This is a genomic window from Bradyrhizobium sp. CCBAU 051011 (assembly GCF_009930815.1).
Lineage (GTDB): Bacteria > Pseudomonadota > Alphaproteobacteria > Rhizobiales > Xanthobacteraceae > Bradyrhizobium.
The window spans coordinates 7,957,691-7,972,782 of record NZ_CP022222.1; the positions used below are offsets into that span (position 1 = coordinate 7,957,691).

8 protein-coding genes and 5 pseudogenes are annotated in these 15,092 nt (G+C 60.5%); 3 read left to right on the forward strand and 10 right to left on the reverse strand.

Annotated elements, in window-relative coordinates:
- Positions 1-64: 64 nt before the first annotated feature.
- The 6 genes and pseudogenes from ACH79_RS37645 to ACH79_RS37670 all read right to left on the reverse strand — a co-directional run bounded on the left by ACH79_RS37645 (position 65) and on the right by ACH79_RS37670 (position 7,217).
- A pseudogene (locus tag ACH79_RS37645) lies at positions 65-1,412 on the reverse strand (IS5 family transposase).
- A gap of 1,207 nt (positions 1,413-2,619) precedes the next feature.
- A complete protein-coding gene (locus ACH79_RS37650) occupies positions 2,620-2,859 on the reverse strand; it encodes a hypothetical protein (RefSeq protein ID WP_161855413.1) in 240 nt (79 codons plus the stop codon).
- A gap of 166 nt (positions 2,860-3,025) precedes the next feature.
- Complete coding sequence (locus tag ACH79_RS37655; protein ID WP_161855414.1) at positions 3,026-3,343, reverse strand: DUF736 domain-containing protein; 318 nt, start codon at positions 3,341-3,343, stop codon at positions 3,026-3,028.
- Between the two features lie 1,130 nt (positions 3,344-4,473).
- A pseudogene (locus tag ACH79_RS37660) lies at positions 4,474-5,031 on the reverse strand (hypothetical protein).
- A gap of 346 nt (positions 5,032-5,377) precedes the next feature.
- A pseudogene (locus ACH79_RS37665) lies at positions 5,378-6,430 on the reverse strand (toprim domain-containing protein).
- Positions 6,430-7,217: pseudogene (locus tag ACH79_RS37670) on the reverse strand (ArdC family protein). The pseudogenes ACH79_RS37665 and ACH79_RS37670 overlap by 1 nt, the downstream one beginning before the upstream one ends.
- Positions 7,218-7,629: 412 nt before the next feature.
- Between ACH79_RS37670 and ACH79_RS37675 the strand changes: the two are divergent.
- Positions 7,630-8,088, forward strand: a complete 459-nt coding sequence (locus ACH79_RS37675; RefSeq protein WP_161855416.1) for an MFS transporter — start codon at positions 7,630-7,632, stop codon at positions 8,086-8,088.
- Positions 8,089-8,865: 777 nt separating this feature from the next.
- Here ACH79_RS37675 and ACH79_RS37680 read toward each other — a convergent pair.
- On the reverse strand, positions 8,866-9,039 hold the full coding sequence (locus tag ACH79_RS37680) for a hypothetical protein (protein WP_161855417.1): 174 nt from the start codon (positions 9,037-9,039) through the stop codon (positions 8,866-8,868).
- 640 nt (positions 9,040-9,679) lie between these two features.
- Here ACH79_RS37680 and ACH79_RS37685 point away from each other — a divergent pair.
- Positions 9,680-10,857 (forward strand): IS3 family transposase gene (locus tag ACH79_RS37685; protein WP_246738128.1). Its coding sequence is split into 2 segments (ribosomal slippage): positions 9,680-9,977 and positions 9,977-10,857, totalling 1,179 coding nucleotides; the frame shifts between segments, so codons are not numbered across the junction.
- On the opposite strand, the gene ACH79_RS43395 is transcribed toward ACH79_RS37685, so the two are convergent.
- On the reverse strand, positions 10,854-10,994 hold the full coding sequence (locus ACH79_RS43395; RefSeq protein WP_202639115.1) for a hypothetical protein: 141 nt from the start codon (positions 10,992-10,994) through the stop codon (positions 10,854-10,856). The two genes, ACH79_RS37685 and ACH79_RS43395, sit on opposite strands and share 4 nt — an antisense overlap.
- A gap of 135 nt (positions 10,995-11,129) precedes the next feature.
- Between ACH79_RS43395 and ACH79_RS37690 the strand changes: the two are divergent.
- Positions 11,130-12,064 (forward strand): annotated as a pseudogene (locus ACH79_RS37690) (IS630 family transposase).
- On the opposite strand, the gene ACH79_RS37695 reads toward ACH79_RS37690, so the two are convergent.
- Positions 12,039-12,305, reverse strand: coding sequence for a hypothetical protein (locus ACH79_RS37695; RefSeq protein WP_161855418.1), 267 nt, complete (start codon positions 12,303-12,305; stop codon positions 12,039-12,041). The pseudogene ACH79_RS37690 and the gene ACH79_RS37695 overlap by 26 nt on opposite strands.
- A 482-nt stretch (positions 12,306-12,787) precedes the next feature.
- On the reverse strand, positions 12,788-14,614 hold the full coding sequence (gene glmS, locus ACH79_RS37700; protein ID WP_161855419.1) for a glutamine--fructose-6-phosphate transaminase (isomerizing): 1,827 nt from the start codon (positions 14,612-14,614) through the stop codon (positions 12,788-12,790).
- Between the last annotated feature and the right edge of the window lie 478 nt (positions 14,615-15,092).

Below are 15,092 nucleotides of genomic sequence, written 5' to 3' on the forward strand. Positions count from 1 at the left end.
AAAGCCCTAGGGCCGTTCGGGGCAATCCAGGAGATAGGTCGTCGGCCGTGAAGAACGCCGGATTTCAACTCGGGACGAATTGAAGTCGGACCGTGAGCTGGGCGAGGAACTGGCGCAACAAGAGCTCGAGCCAGCGGATGAGACGCCGGAAGTTGTAGCCCGCTGCGGCGAGAACGGCATTGGCGGCATCGCCCTGGCGGTGCCACAGGTAGTTACGCCCCATGCGATGCTCGGATTTGAGATGGCCGATGACCGGCTCGACGGCGGAACGCCGGCGCAGCTCGCGTTTGATCTTTGGCGTCACCCGCCGCTTCTGGCCTGAGATGAACACCCTGAACTTGTAGTCGGGTGGCGCATTGTGGCCGCGATAGCCTTTGTCGAGAACGAGGCGCTCGATGATGTTGCCGATCAGCACCTCCATTTCCGGGATCACGCTTGAGCGTGTGACCATCATAGGGGTTGCCGGGCAGCGCCTTCACATGGGTGACGAACTGGCCGCCTTTGGCGTGCGATAGCGTGGTGGCGACGGAGACCTTGACCCCGAACTCGTAAGGCCGGTGAGCCTTGCCCTTGCCGATGCACTCCACCTCCGGCGCGTGCAGCGAGTAGACCTTGGGGCCCCGCTGGCGCTGCTTCTGGTCGAGCACGCATCGCGCCAGCGCCAGCATGCGGTCGAGCGCGACCCCATCGAACAAGCCGACGTTGCCGTCGAGCTTGCGGGCGATGTCGCGGATGACGCGGCCGAGATAGGTTCGCAGCGTCCTCAAGGCCCGATTGGCGCGCTTGAACTGCTTGGCATGGGCATAGCGCTGGTGCTTGATCAGGGCAAACTTGCCGACTCGCCCATAGGACTGACGCAGCTTGATGCCGGCGCCCTTGGCTAGCCGAACCAGGATCTCGCGGGCCCGGTTCAAGAGCCGCGCATCGGTTGGGAACATCACGTTCTTGGGCTGCACCGTGGTGTCGACGATGACCCGATTGAGGTCGGACGGCTTGATCGCCTCGGTCTTGGTGGCGACCGCAAGGCTCTCCTGCAGCAGGGCTTGCAGCTTCTCCTCGCCCATACGCTGGCGCCAGCGCGTCAACGAGGAGCGGTCGAACACCAGGCGGTGCTGGAAGAACTCCTCGCCGCAGAAGAACTGGTAATAGGGATTCTCCACCCAGCGCTCGCATAGCACCTCGTCGGAGAGGTCGTAGGTGTGCTTGAGGATGGCCAGGCCCGCCATCAGCCGTGTCGGCAGCGGCGGCCGGCCCGGCTTGTCCTCGTAGACCGCGCCGAACCGCTCTTCGAGGAACGACCAGTCGATCGTCCGCGCCAGCTTTACCAGGGCATGGTTCAAGTCGATGATCGCGTCCAGCCGCGAGCGCAGAAGATCGGCTTGGCCGCCGTCGCGTCGTTCCTTTGGCTTCATCGTTCCCTCCGGTCCACCGAAGGAATCATGACCCGCGATTCGACGGAATCCTCAAAAGCAAAATTGCAAGCTTTTGGGCCCCCAAAGCCCGAAAGCTTGCAATCTCAAAACGCCTCTCGCCAGAAAATTCGACTCCCGCTCAATGGCTTGGAAGTTCTTCACGCACGACTAGGTCTCACCGCGCCGACTGGAGTCCCCTCTTCTGTTTGTGCGGCGATTGCGGAACGGCTCATTCATCTATGCCGTGCTGTCTGTGAAAGGATGCAATCGAAAGGTTGACGGATAGCTCGGGTAGCTCAAGGGCGCTTTTACCCGATCAGGGGACAGCGGGACATCGCGCAACCGCGGAGCAGTTTCGCTTGCAAACACATTCGCCAGCGCTGTGGATCATGCCCATCCCGTTACGGCTATTTTGCGCTGCACTCTTTGACTCTTTGCTATTAGCGCCTCCTGGCGGCTGCCGCATCTTCGGTCAAGCATCCGCGTGCAATTACGACGTCCGGTGGCAAAATGAGCTGGCGTCAAGTTTCCGGAACCTTCATAATCGATCACAGGAGGCATCAATTGCGGCCCGATTGGAAGGGCCTGGGCGAGGGATGACTGACCCGGTCGGCGCATGCCCAATCAGAATAGCCTCTCTTCGCGAGTATCATCGTTGGAACTCCGCAAAGCGCATTCAAGCTAGCCATAATCCGCCAGTGTCCAGATCATGCCGCGCAAGTTTCTGCTAGTGTCTCTGCGGATCGCCCAACGCCGGATCACACAATGCCAACCGGCCGTGGTTGCGAGAACCCTTCTCTCGCCCCGTACTGGCCCCACGGCAACACTCGAACGCGGTAGCCCCACGGGCTCTCAATGTCAATCTTGCAAATTCCGTGGTACGATTTCTTGTGTGCGGGCCGATTCCGGTCTGCGCAGTAAGCGATCTCATTTGAGATTTAAGGGAGGGGCATATGGCCAAGAAAGCGAAGAAGACTACCGTTAAAAAGGCCAAAAAGAAGAAGATGAAGAAGTGAGTCTTCAACGACCTTCTGCTCGTTCCTAGCACGATGCCTGCGGCGGCAACGTTTGGATGGTCGACGTCGCTTTGGTCTGAATGGACCGACCAACGGTTGGGCCGGACCGAATGGCGCTTAGGGCACCGTGCAGTCCGGCCCTCAAATTCTTACAGCCTTTCTGCCAGCTCTGCCCTGAGTTGGCCGAGGCTCTAATGTAATCCATTCATCACCGTCACGACTTTCGTTAGCAGGACGCCAGTCGACGTCAGCGCGGCAAGGCTGATAATCATTTGCGCCAGGCAGGTGCGCTTTAGCGTCACCGTTTCTGGATCGGGAAACAACATGACCGGACTCGCCATCGTCAGCTCCGTGAAGCGGTGAACGCGTTTGTAATGGCCGAGAAATAGGGTGAGTCGCGCCGATCGCGATGCAGTATATTTGTTGCTCATGAGGTTGACTCTTCACCGACTCGGCTGCGGCAATCTCGCGGGAACGAATTGAGATGCCGCGCCGAATCGCTTGCCTAAGTTCAGGTAAACAAAAGATTAACGGCTTCCGTCGCACGGCTAAAAGGCCCCGCCCGAGTGGGTTGGGCGGGGCTCGGTGGAGAGAACCTCAGTCGCCGCTCTTCCGCGGCCGCGACCAGAGCAGGGTATGACCTTCGTCTTCATCCTCGAACAGGTTCGCGTAGATCGGCGCGTTGAACGAAGGATCATCGAGCTTGAGCGAAAGGTAGTCACGGCCCTCCTCTGAGCGCTTCGACCAGGCTGCCCCGATCTCGGCCCGGCCAACGTAGACGCGGTGGCTGGGCGCGTTCTCGTTTGTGCGGTTGGGCTCGGCGACGATGCGGACGCCCTTCGCCTGCACGCTCAGGGTGACGATCTCGCCCTGAAAATCATTGCCGACCTTCCTAAAGGAACCGATGTTAGCCATGTCACTTCTCCTTGAATTTTCGAGCCCGCGACCACCGCGGCCTCGATGGTGATCGAGAGGCCGAATGACGATCGGCGACGCATCCGCTCGCGGGCCGGAGCGCAGCGGAGGACGCTAGCCGGAAGACTTTCTTGGCTCGCGAGGAATGGGCGTCAGCCCAGGGGAAGAAAGTCTTAACGGCGGCGTTGCGGCTCAGACGATCGAGGCGGAGCCGGTCTTCGGCCAGATCAAGCCATCAAGAGGCAAGGTGCGTCCATGCGCTGAAAAGCCTTAAGGAGACGGGGCGGCGGACATTGGTTGTCCTGTACAAAAGGTCTAGCGGTTCAGCGAAGAAAGGAACAAACGTGCGGGAGAATTCGGGCGTCGGCCGCCGAAATAGCCGTTAGAGAACGCCCGCGCCGACACTACCAGGCGAATGATCGACATAACGGCCGTGAAGTGCTCTGAGGAGACCGCCTCTCGCTGCGATACCCGTTCTTGGCGATCTCGACGCGCCTAACGATTGAAGAGAACCCTGGGCGCCGAGCCGAAGGGCTATAGCCGTCCTGGCCGCGAGAACTGGTTGACGTTCGGTTCGCCCTTCCCTGACTGACTGAAGCGGGCCAAGCTCGGCCAATACGGTCATACGCGCCCGATTCCGTGTCACCGCACCAAGCGAGGATGGGCACCCCAACGTCCGATATCCAAGAATCACATGAAAACCAGCAACGGCCGCCGGCGTGGCAAAGACTGCCGCCATGGCGGCGCGCAAGACGAATGACCGCGCGATGGCAAAGGTGATCTGATCGATGCGGAGCATCAGCGCGGCGGCAGCGATGCCGACGAGCAACGCAACCGATGGCGCCCGCGCACTAGGAAATCCATCACGCCGGCAGTGAACCTAACTAGGAATGGAAGGGCGTCTAGGCGAGAGCAAAGATCGGAGCAGAATACCCGATGCGAAGGTATTGACGAAGTCCGAGAGCCATTCGCGCGTTCACCATGACCTGGACGCGAGGTTCCACACCAAAGCCGGAAATAGGCTCACTGTCTAACCGCTTCGAGGTGGCGAATGTGCCCGGGTGGCGCGATTGCGTCGGTTACGACGCTTACCCTATGCAGGGAGATTTCGAAATCGGCATGGACGCCGCTCACGCGCCGCTATCCCCAAACTTCCAGACCGGGATGCCGAGTCGTTTCGCCTTGTCGGCGAGATTGCTCTGGATGCCAGTGCCGGGGAAGACCATGACGCCGATCGGCAAGATCTCCAGCATCGCATCATTGCGCTTGAACGGTGCGGCCTTGGCCGTGCTCGGTCCAGTCGGGCTTGAAAGCAAATCGGCCGTGAGCCGCTCGAGTTCGACCGATCTGATTTCCGAGCCGTCCTGCTCACGCTGGCTCTTCCGCTGCGCTTGCTCATTGTCGTCGAGCTCGCGCTCAATGCGCTCTGTTGCACGGTGCAGGTTGACGGTCGACCAGAGCAGGTCATCGAGATCCGGGTCGAGGCGAGTGTCGCTTAGGGTTGCGACGAGGGCGTCGAAGATATCGGCGACAGCACCCACGATCATCTTGCTTTCGGGAAGCGATCTCGGGTCTGGCTCGTCGTTGAAAGCACGGTAGCCAAAGAGCTGAAGTTCGCTAATGACGTGATCAATCGGGGATGAGCCGTGCGTTGGTTCGAAATCGAGGTCGTTGCGATCGGATGTCATGGTCGAGGTCCTTTGCCCGGATCGGCCGCGCCCATCGCGGCCTTCGTGCGATCACCTGACGGCGGGCGGAACGGACCAGAACCCGAAGCGAAGCGAAGGGCCGCAGCGACAGCGGAGGATGGCGAAGTCCGGCTATTTTGGTTCGCGATGCAAAGGCGCGTGGCCGGGCCCCCGCGTAACTTTCTTCGCGGGGTGAACAGCGCCGGCGGAAAATAGCCGGGCGCAGCCATTGGCGGTCCGTTCCGATTGCTGTCCGATCGCCCTCTAGAAGGCCAGGGCACGGCCTCTCCCGGCACCATGGACCTTCCATCGACCTGCCGTGACGACGGCGCCAGCAACGCTGGCTTTAACCCTCCGCCATCACCAAGAAGCGGGCAACGTCCTGCGGCGCGAGCTGAATGCGCATGGCCGCTCGAAGCTCGTGGATGCCGAACGTGCGGAGATCCTCATTAAAATCTCCCAACCGAGGAGACAAAGCGATCGCCACGATACCAGCAGCCTCCGAGCGCTGCCTTAGGACGGCCGTTGCTGCGTCTCCCGCTGCATCCGCATCCCGGACGATGTAGAGGCGACGCAGCGTCGGCGGGAGCAGCATGGCAGCGAGGTGATTGGCCGATAGTGCGGCGGCCATCGGCAAGGCAGGCAGTGCGTTGCGCAGCGACAGGATGGTTTCGATCCCTTCGCCCGCGACAAGCACATCATTCGCCGTACCGAAACGAACTGCGTTGCCGAGCAGATCGCCCATTGCCCGTCGTGGTGTGTCGATCGGCGCGTTGCCGAGCCTAACCGGGTCAAAACCCTCGGGATTGAGCCAGGTCCGATGCGCGCCTGTCATCCGGCCATCGAGATCGGTGACGCGGGCAATCATTGCAGGCCAAATCTCGGTCCGCGCGTCCTCATCGAGCTGATAGTAGCAGCGTGGGTGGAAGCGCAGGCTCGCTCCGTGGTGCGGCTCAAAAATGGCGCGTCCGCGCAAATACGCCTCCACGATGGTCCCGTCGATCGGCCGAGATATCGCGAACAGCCGCCGCGCCGCTTCCGGCGATCCTGCCTTTACTGTTGCGCGGACGGGCTTCGTTGGGAGATCCGGGTGCGCCCGAGGCAGCTCAAGGAAGCGCGTTGCCTCGTTCACGACACCGCGAAATTCTATGAGGCCGCAGGTTTCGCGGATGATGTCGAGGAGATCACCATGTTAGCCCGTGGCGGCGTCGGTCCATTTGCCCGCAGCTCCCTTCGGAGATTTCAGTAACCGCACGAACATCGAGCGGCCAGGCGTGTTGCGGACGTCGCCGACCAGCCAGTAGCGCCCCACGCGCCGACCGTTGGAGAGATAGTGGCGGCATACCGACTCGGCCTCGCGCGCGAGGCGGCATGCCAGTTCGGAAGAATCGAACAGCATCAGGCGGCCTCGCCGTGGGCAGGTTCTTCCGCTGGGCTCAAGGCGAGATCAGGCAAGAACGCGAGCAGATAATCCGCGACTTTGCTGGCCTGCGAAGCGGCGCGGACGATTGCGCGATTGTCTTCGCGGAGCACCTCAAGCCACGAACTAATGTAGTCCGCATGCCGCACGGTCGGCACGATGCCGAGCGAAGCACAGCAGAATGCAGCGGATATTTCCGCGATGATTTCCTCGAAGGCGTATTTCTTGGTGCCGTAACTTCCGGATAGATCCCGGTTGAGACGAGAGGAATGGCCGCTGGCATGACCCAACTCGTGCAGAGCCGTGCGGTGCCAATTGATCGGCCCAAAGTAGGCGGCCGGAAATGGCACCTGAACGTAGTCCTCAGAAGGACAATAGAAAGCTCGGTAACCGCCGATCCGAAGATCGATGCAGCTGGCACTAATCAGCGCTTCGACTTGCGGCTCGATCATGTGAGGTAACGGGAGAGGCGCCATAGTCGACACCTCGGCTGGCAGCCCGTCACATTGGTCGGTATTGAAGACCGTAAAACGTTTCAGAAAGGGAATACAGCGCCCCATAGGATCAGGATGTTAATGCCGCTATATCGCCGATGTGTTGCTGCGTTGTAAGGCATGGCAAGCGGCGCCTTCGCCGCGGCCGTTCCCCACGGCTGGACCCAGGGCACGCACCCCGCCTCTAGCTCGGCAATCAGCCTATTCGTAATCTCGTCATAAAAATTGGTCCGGCTGGGGCTGCTCTGCGAAACTTGATTGTGCCTGAACATCGCGATTCTCCGCGACGGGCACCGCGAGCCTCTCTCGCGGCTATAAACCCGTCACGACAATCAAGGCCGCCACTCTTGGCTCTGGAGATCTCCTCGTCTTGGCCATCGGTGGGTCTCGACAGTGAATGCGATCCAGAGTCCCATCCTTCTCGAAGCCCAGGTCGTGGCCAGACGGTGTCGTTGCTGACCTCCCGGGTGACCACGCTGGCGCTGCCGCCTACCGCGATCACTCTGCTGGGCGCGGGACCCGTGCAGACCGGCTGCTGCTGGCTTGCGGTCTGGCGCCGTACCTGATGGCGGGCGCGTTCGCCGGCGTTACCGTGCATCGCCTCTCGCACCAGTGGATATTGTTGATCGCCAACTTGGCGGCAAGCTGGCCACGATTCCGCTGCTGGTGGGCCTCGGATAATCGATGGTCCAGCTGTGTACGGCGACGGCGCTGGTCGGGGTGGCGGCGGTAATCGCCGAGCTGGCTTATCTGGCGTGCGTACCAACCCTGGTGCACCAGACTCGGCTGGTCCAGGCGCAGAGTTTGTTGAGCTCCGCAGGCGCGCGCATTGGCAGCGGTCCGCTCCTAGCCGGCTGGCTGGTGAGCGCGTTCTCCGCGCCGACTGCGATCCTGGCCGACTCGGCCTCGTTCCTGCTCGCCGCTGCATTGCTGACGCTCGTGCCGATGCGCGCGGCCGCGCGATCAGCGGTCGCGTCGACCAGCTACTCGGCCAAATGGCTGAGGGCTAACCAGTGTGTTCGGCACCCGATTCTGCAGGCAGTCACGTTGGCCACTGGCACCTTCATCTTTTGGTACCGCACATTCGGCGGCTTTCCTGCTGCACCTGACGAAAGATCTGGGTTTGGAAGACGGGACCCGTAGGCATAATGCTCGGTATCGGTGCACTCGGTGGCGCCGTCGGCGCGGTCACCGCACCGTGGGCGGGACGTGCGATCGGCCTCGGGCCGGTGCTGGTCGCGCAGGCGCTCAGCGCTGGAGGCATGAGCTTGGCGGCGCTTCTCACCGGGTCGCGGTGGTGTGCGTGGCACTGTGTCAGTCCCTTTGGTTGGCCAAGGGATTTAGTCAGCGGTGAAGGCCAAGCTAGTCCAATGTTTTGATCACCATAAGCGGTCCCGTCTGCCGGTTAGAGACGCAAACTGTGCGTGTGTCGCAGCGGCGACCGCCAACCACAGCACCAGCGCCGCACCCAGCACGCTGCTGGCCAGCAACGTGGCACGCAGGCCCAATGGCAGCACCCGCCGCCGCCGACCAGCGCGCCCAGTGGCGCCAGCCCCACACCACGCTCCGGATGCTCGCGTTTACCCGGCCCTGTATCCGGTGCCGGGCAAGCGCATATCGAATGGGGACCGGCTGGAATCCGTACAGGACGAGACAAGTGGATAGAGAGTCGTCCGTAAAGAACCCGGATTTCAGTTCGGGACAAGCTGAAGGCGGAGAATGAGCTGGACGAGGGTTTGGCGCAACAGAGCTGCAGCCAGCGGAGGAGACGGCGGAAGTTGTAGCCGGCGGCGGGCGAGGATGGCATTGGTGGCATCGCCCTAGCGGTGCCAGAAATAGTTGCGGCCCAACCGGTGTTCGGACTTGAGATTGCCGACGGCCGGTTCGACGACTGAGCGGCCGCGCAGCTCGCGTGTGGCGTCACCCGCCGCCTCGGGCCAAACGCCCTGAATGTGTAATCGGCTGGCGCATTGTAGCCGCGATAGCCTTTGTCGAAAACCATTCGTCGTAGCGCGTCAGCGGGGGACGATCGAACACCAGGCGGTTCTGGAAGAACTCCTCGCCGCAGAAGAACTGGTAATAGGACTTTCTCATCCAGCACTCCCACAGCCCTTCATCGGAAAGGTCGTGGGTGGGCTTGAGGACGGCAAGTCAGCCGCGTCAGCAGCGGTCGTCGGCCCGGCTTGTCCTGGTAAACCGCCGAACCGTTCCTCGAGGAACGACCAATAGATCGTGCACGCAAACGTCACCAGCATGCTTCATGTGGATGATGCGCCCAGCCGCGAGCGCAGAGGATCGACCTGTCCGTCGTCCCATCGTTCCTTGGGTCGCTATCTTCTGCTCCGATGCGACCACGGAATCACGACCCGCTATTCGCTGGAATCGCAAAAATGAAAATCGCAAGCTTTCCGGCCTTCAAACCCGAAAAGCGTGTAATGTCAAACCTCACGCCGCTACAAAATCGACTGCCGCTCAATGGCTTGGACAGCTCATCACGAGCTACCGCCAGGGACAGGCTTAGGTTCGAATCGTTGTGCGGCTTAGTCCCTGCCGCGCGCACATCAAAATCCTTTCGATGAGCACCTAAGCGCGCGGAGCCGATACCTCTTCTCGAGTCATCGTCTGCGCATCGTAAATTCTGATCTGAAGCATTGGAAAGCGCTTCTTCAGATCTTTGAACCTCCTCCGAATTGATGGACACCTGTAGTAGGCTCGAAGAGCCAGGAGGTGTCGGATGGAAGGACGTCAACGTCGGTCGTTTACGGACGACTACAAGCGGCAAGCGGTTGATCTCGTAGCGTCGAGCGGGCGCTCGATCGGATCTGTTGCCAAGGAGCTTGGGCTGCGCGATTCCGTGCTGCGGCGGTGGATGGAGCAGCGAGGGGCTCGGCTGGAGCCGACGGCGGCGACGCGGCGCCCCACAACGCAGGCGACGCTGCCGTCGGCGGACCACGCGGCAGAGATCGCGCGTTTGCAGCGAGAGAACGAGCGGCTGCGCATGGAGCGCGACATTTTAAAAAAGTCGATCGCGATCTTTGCTGGAACACGGACATGAGATTCCGCTTCATCGAAGATCGCCGCGCCGACTATCCGGTGACGCTCCTGTGCGACGTGCTCGGCGTCTCGCCGGCCGGCTATTATGCCTGGCGCTCGCGCCCGGAGAGCCGACGATCTGCTGCCAATCGTGACCTCGTCGACGACATCAGGCGGGTCCACCGCGACACCCGCGGGCGTTATGGCAGCCCGCGTATCCATGTCGAGTTGAAGGCTCAGGGCCGCGGGGCGAGCCGTGGTCGCATCGAGCGGTTGATGCGGCGTCACGGCATCAGGGCCATCATGGCGCGGCCACGCCGGGTGCGGACCACCGACAGCCGCCACGACCTGCCGATCGCCCCGAATCTGCTCGACCGCAACTTCATCGCCACTGCTCGGAACCAGATCTGGCTGGCCGATATCACCTACATCGAGACCGATCCGGGTTGGCTCTATCTGGCCGCCGTCATGGATCTGTACAGCCGCAGGATTGTCGGCTGGGCGATGGCGGATCATTTGCGCGCCGACCTGCCCTTGGCGGCTTTGCGGATGGCGATCTCGGCGCAGCGGTCAAGTGCCGGCCTGATCCACCATTCCGATCGCGGCGTTCAATATGCCTCGGCGGATTACCGCAAGCTGATGCAATCCGCCGGCCTCAGGGCGTCAATGAGCCGCAAGGGCGACTGCTATGACAATGCTCCGATGGAGAGCTTCTTTCACACGCTCAAGACGGAGCTCGTCCACCACAGGCACTATGCAACACGGGCAGAAGCCACACGGGATATCTTTGCCTATATCGAGGGCTTCTACAATCGGACTCGTCGTCACTCCGCCATCGGCTTTATCAGCCCGATCGAGATGGAGCTAAAAGCAGCTTAACCCTGTCCATTTTTTCGGGGGAAGATCACTTCTGCCCCTGACTTTGCTCCGTCTCTGCTGACAAATTCGGCTTTCAATCGACCATCCACTTCAAGCGCGTAGCCTGGCGTGGGCAGTTCGCGTGCGGCAGCAACCATTTCGTTTCTCCCTCGCATTGGGATTGTTGGAAGATAATAGCCTAAAGCGGGATGGGGTTAGGTTGAATCGATTTGGGATTCCCAAATCAGCTTGTTTCTGATTCACCATGCCGGCTGGGCAGGAGGCCGGCATGGATGGGCAAGCCTTACTCTCTCGACCTTCGGAAGCGCGTGGTGGCGGCGATTGAGGGCGGTATGTCCCGCAATCAGGCAGCCAAGCAGTTTGGGGTCGCGATCAGCACGGCCATTGGCTGGATGCAGCGGCTCGATGAGACCGGCAGCGTTGCTCCGGGGCAGATGGGCGGTCACAAGCCGAAGACGATTTCGGGTGAACACTCGGTTTGGCTGTCGCAGCGGATCAAGAACGACGACTTCACCCTGCGCGGGCTCGTTGCCGAACTTGCCGGGCGCGGCCTGAAGGTCGACTACCACTCGGTGTGGGATTTCGTGCATGCCGACAAGCTCAGCTTCAAAAAAAAGCGTGGTGGCTGGCGAACGCGATCGTCCCGACGTGGCGCGGCGGCGCGTCCAATGGACAAAGTATCAGGACCGCGTCGAAGCTGAGCGGCTGGTCTTCATCGACGAGACCTGGACCAGGACAGACATGGCGCCCCTGCGAGGATGGGCGCCGCGCGGACACAGACTCCCTACCAAGGTTCCCCACGGCCGCTGGAAGACCATGACCTTCCTGGCGGCATTGCGCCGTGATCGGATCGATGCGCCGTGGTTCATCGAGGGACCGATCGACGGCGAGAGCTTTCGGACCTATGTGGCTAAGGTTCTTCTGCCGACGCTTCGTCCCGGCGATATCGTCATCATGGACAACCTCGGCAGCCACAGAAGCCGTGCGCCAGCTCATCCGCTCCGCAGGAGCCAAGCTGTTCTTCTTGCCAAAATACTCACCCGACCTGAACCCGATCGAACAAGTCTTTGCCAAGCTCAAACATTTGCTCCGAAAGGCTGCCACACGAACCGTCGATGCAGTCTGCGCCGCCATCGGCGAGGTCCTTCACACCTTCACACCCGAAGAATGCGCGAACTATCTCAAAAACTCAGGCTATCGAAGCTAATTTCATCACGCTTTAGCGTGAGTCGCTCAAATCGCGCCATCGGCAGAATGTGTCTGTGTGAATCGCGGCGAAGCGGTAGTTTATGAGCAAATGCCTTCCACCTTAGATAGTTCGGAAAATTCCCTTGTTTCTTCGCAGAGATAAGAACGATGGATGCCGCACCTTCCAGCGTGGATCGCGGCACTTGTAAAAGGATTTGCACACTTCGATACCGATCATGCTCATCGCAGATATCGAACATGGCCGCCGCCGATGGGAAACAGCCAGCGATGGAGTGGTCGGGCCCAACAACCGAACATAACGACGAACATAAGTAAGAGCTCAAGAAGCCGCACTTGCGGTGGGGCCTGGACGGCTATCTCGCCGAATTCTGCGCGCGGGCCAGCCGGATCAGCAGCGCCCGCCGGTGGTCTTAGCCGGCTAATTCAAGCGGACCTTTAGTTACTTATGCACGCCAGACAAAGTTCCTATAGATCGACCTTGAGAAGGCCGGTTCGGGAGCTGAACTCCAGTTATACGTTTGAAGTCATTATCGCGTTTTGAGATGCGAACCATTTATGTCCGAAGGCGGTACGGAGGCATGCAGCAACGACGATCGGCATCAACATGGATAGGAGAGAAATTGAGGATCTGCTCGGTTTTGGCTTCCACAGAACGGACATACCAAACACGAAGGCCTATTGGCTGGAGGCCCACGACCACCGCGACTTTGGCCCTGCCCGCCTATTCTACGGTCACCGATTTCGCGAGATTGCGTGGCTGATCGACGTCCGCTCCCATTACGACAGCGGTATGGTAGGCCAAGAGCTGCACCGCAATGGCATAGACCATGGGTGTAAAGGTTGCAGCCATGTCTGGCAGCACAATGGTCACGAGCGAATCTATCGTCGCTTCCGAAGCCCCTGTCGCATCCGTCATCAGGATGATGTTGCCACCACGAGCGGCGACTTCCTGCATGTTTGAGACGGTCTTTTCGAAAACCCGGTCGTAAGGAGCGATCACCACCACCGGCATGCTCTCGTCAATCAGCGCAATCGGGCCGTGCTTGAGCTCGCCGGCGGCATAGCCTTCGGCGTGGATATAGGAGACTTCCTTCAGCTTGAGCGCGCCCTCTAGCGCCAAGGGGAACGACGTGCCGCGGCCGAGATAGAGCACAGCGCGCGATTTGGCGATATCGCGCGCGAGCTCCTCGATCTGCGGTTCGATCGCGAACGCCGCAGTGATCAGCCGCGGAACTTCGCTTAGCTCACCCACGATCTTCAATTCATCGATATCGGACAATTCTCCGCGCCCTTTGCCTGCGGCGATAGCAAGGGCGGCCATTACCATCAGCTGACAAGTGAACGCTTTGGTCGAGGCGACGCCGATTTCCGGGCCCGCAAGTGTCGGCAGCACGGTTTCACTCTCGCGCGCAATCGTAGACGTCGGTACGTTGACCACGGAAATCGTGTGCAGACCCTGCGCCTTGGCGTAGCGCAACGCGGCCAGCGTGTCGGCGGTCTCGCCGGACTGCGAGATGACGATCGCGAGATCCCCCTTGCGCAAAGGCGCGTCTCGGTAGCGGAGTTCAGAGGCGACATCGATCTCGACCGGCATACGCGCCAGCCGCTCGAACCAATACTTGGCAACGTGCCCGGCATAGCTTGCGGTACCGCAAGCCGTAATCGAGATGCGCCTAATGTCATTGAAGTCGAATGGCAATTCGAACGGCAGCGCGATGCGCTTGGCGGCCACATCAACATAACGCGCCAGCGTCTGCCCGACCACTTCCGGCTGTTCGTGAATTTCCTTGGCCATGAAGTGGCGATAGTTCGCTTTGTCTACCAGGAGCGATGACGCGCCGGGCTTCAGCATTTCCCGGTGGGCTACGGCGCCTTTCGAATCATAGATGACGCAGATCGTACGGGTAAGCACGACCCAGTCGCCGTCTTCAAGATAGGTGATTGTATCGGTAAACGGCGCGAGCGCGATCGCATCCGATCCTAAATACATTTCGCCGTCGCCATGCCCGATCGCGAGCGGCGAACCTCTGCGCGCGCCGATCATGAGATCGTTATGACCTTTGAAAAGAAATGCCAGCGCGAACGCGCCGCGCAGCCGCGGCAGCAACGCTTTCACTGCGCCCTGCGGTGAGTAGCCATGCTTTAGATAGGATTCGACGAGATGCGCCACCACCTCGGTATCGGTCTCCGAGGCGAAGATAGCGCCATTCTGCTCTAGCTCAGCGCGCAGCTCGCGGAAATTCTCGATGATCCCGTTATGGACGACGGCGACATTGTCCGTCATATGCGGATGGGCATTGCGCTCAGTCGGCTTGCCATGGGTAGCCCAGCGCGTATGACCGATACCTGTATGACCAGATAGCAGATCGCCGTGCAGCCGCGCCTTGAGATTTTTCAGCTTGCCTTCGGCACGCCGTCGCTCGAGATGGTCCCCTTCAAGCGTCGCGACGCCTGCGGAGTCGTAGCCACGATATTCCAGTCGTTTGAGTGACTCGACAAGCTGCCCCGCCACTGGGCCGCGCCCCAAAATGCCGACAATCCCGCACATGCCGATCAATGTCCTCCAGCCCCAAGGAAATCATCTTCAAAACCGCAGAACTTCTTAACCAAATTCAACTGGTCTGAAGGTATTCAACAGTCGTTGCGGATGGCGACACCGTTAGCGGTTCAACTCTGGAATTCGCTGTCGGAGCAATTAGCCTCGCCGCATGCACACGCGTGCTAGGTCTTAGAAGTTTCAACCAACATCGGTTCGCCCCGCGCCGCTTTGGCGAGCACTATCAAATACCAATAGGAAGCGGCAGCGAGCTCAGCAAGCGAACTGAGGTTTTCGAGGTGCGCCAACTACCCAAGCTCGAGTCCATGGCCCGCGCGACAGCGAGCGATGGCGCAAACAGACTCTTTGTCCGGTAGCGAAGATAGCAATCATAGTCGCAATAAGGCTCATTGGTGGAGATATCTCGCTGGTAGCGTGATCCCAGGGATCGACGACACTCGATGCAAATCGACGGACCGCGTGCCGTCCT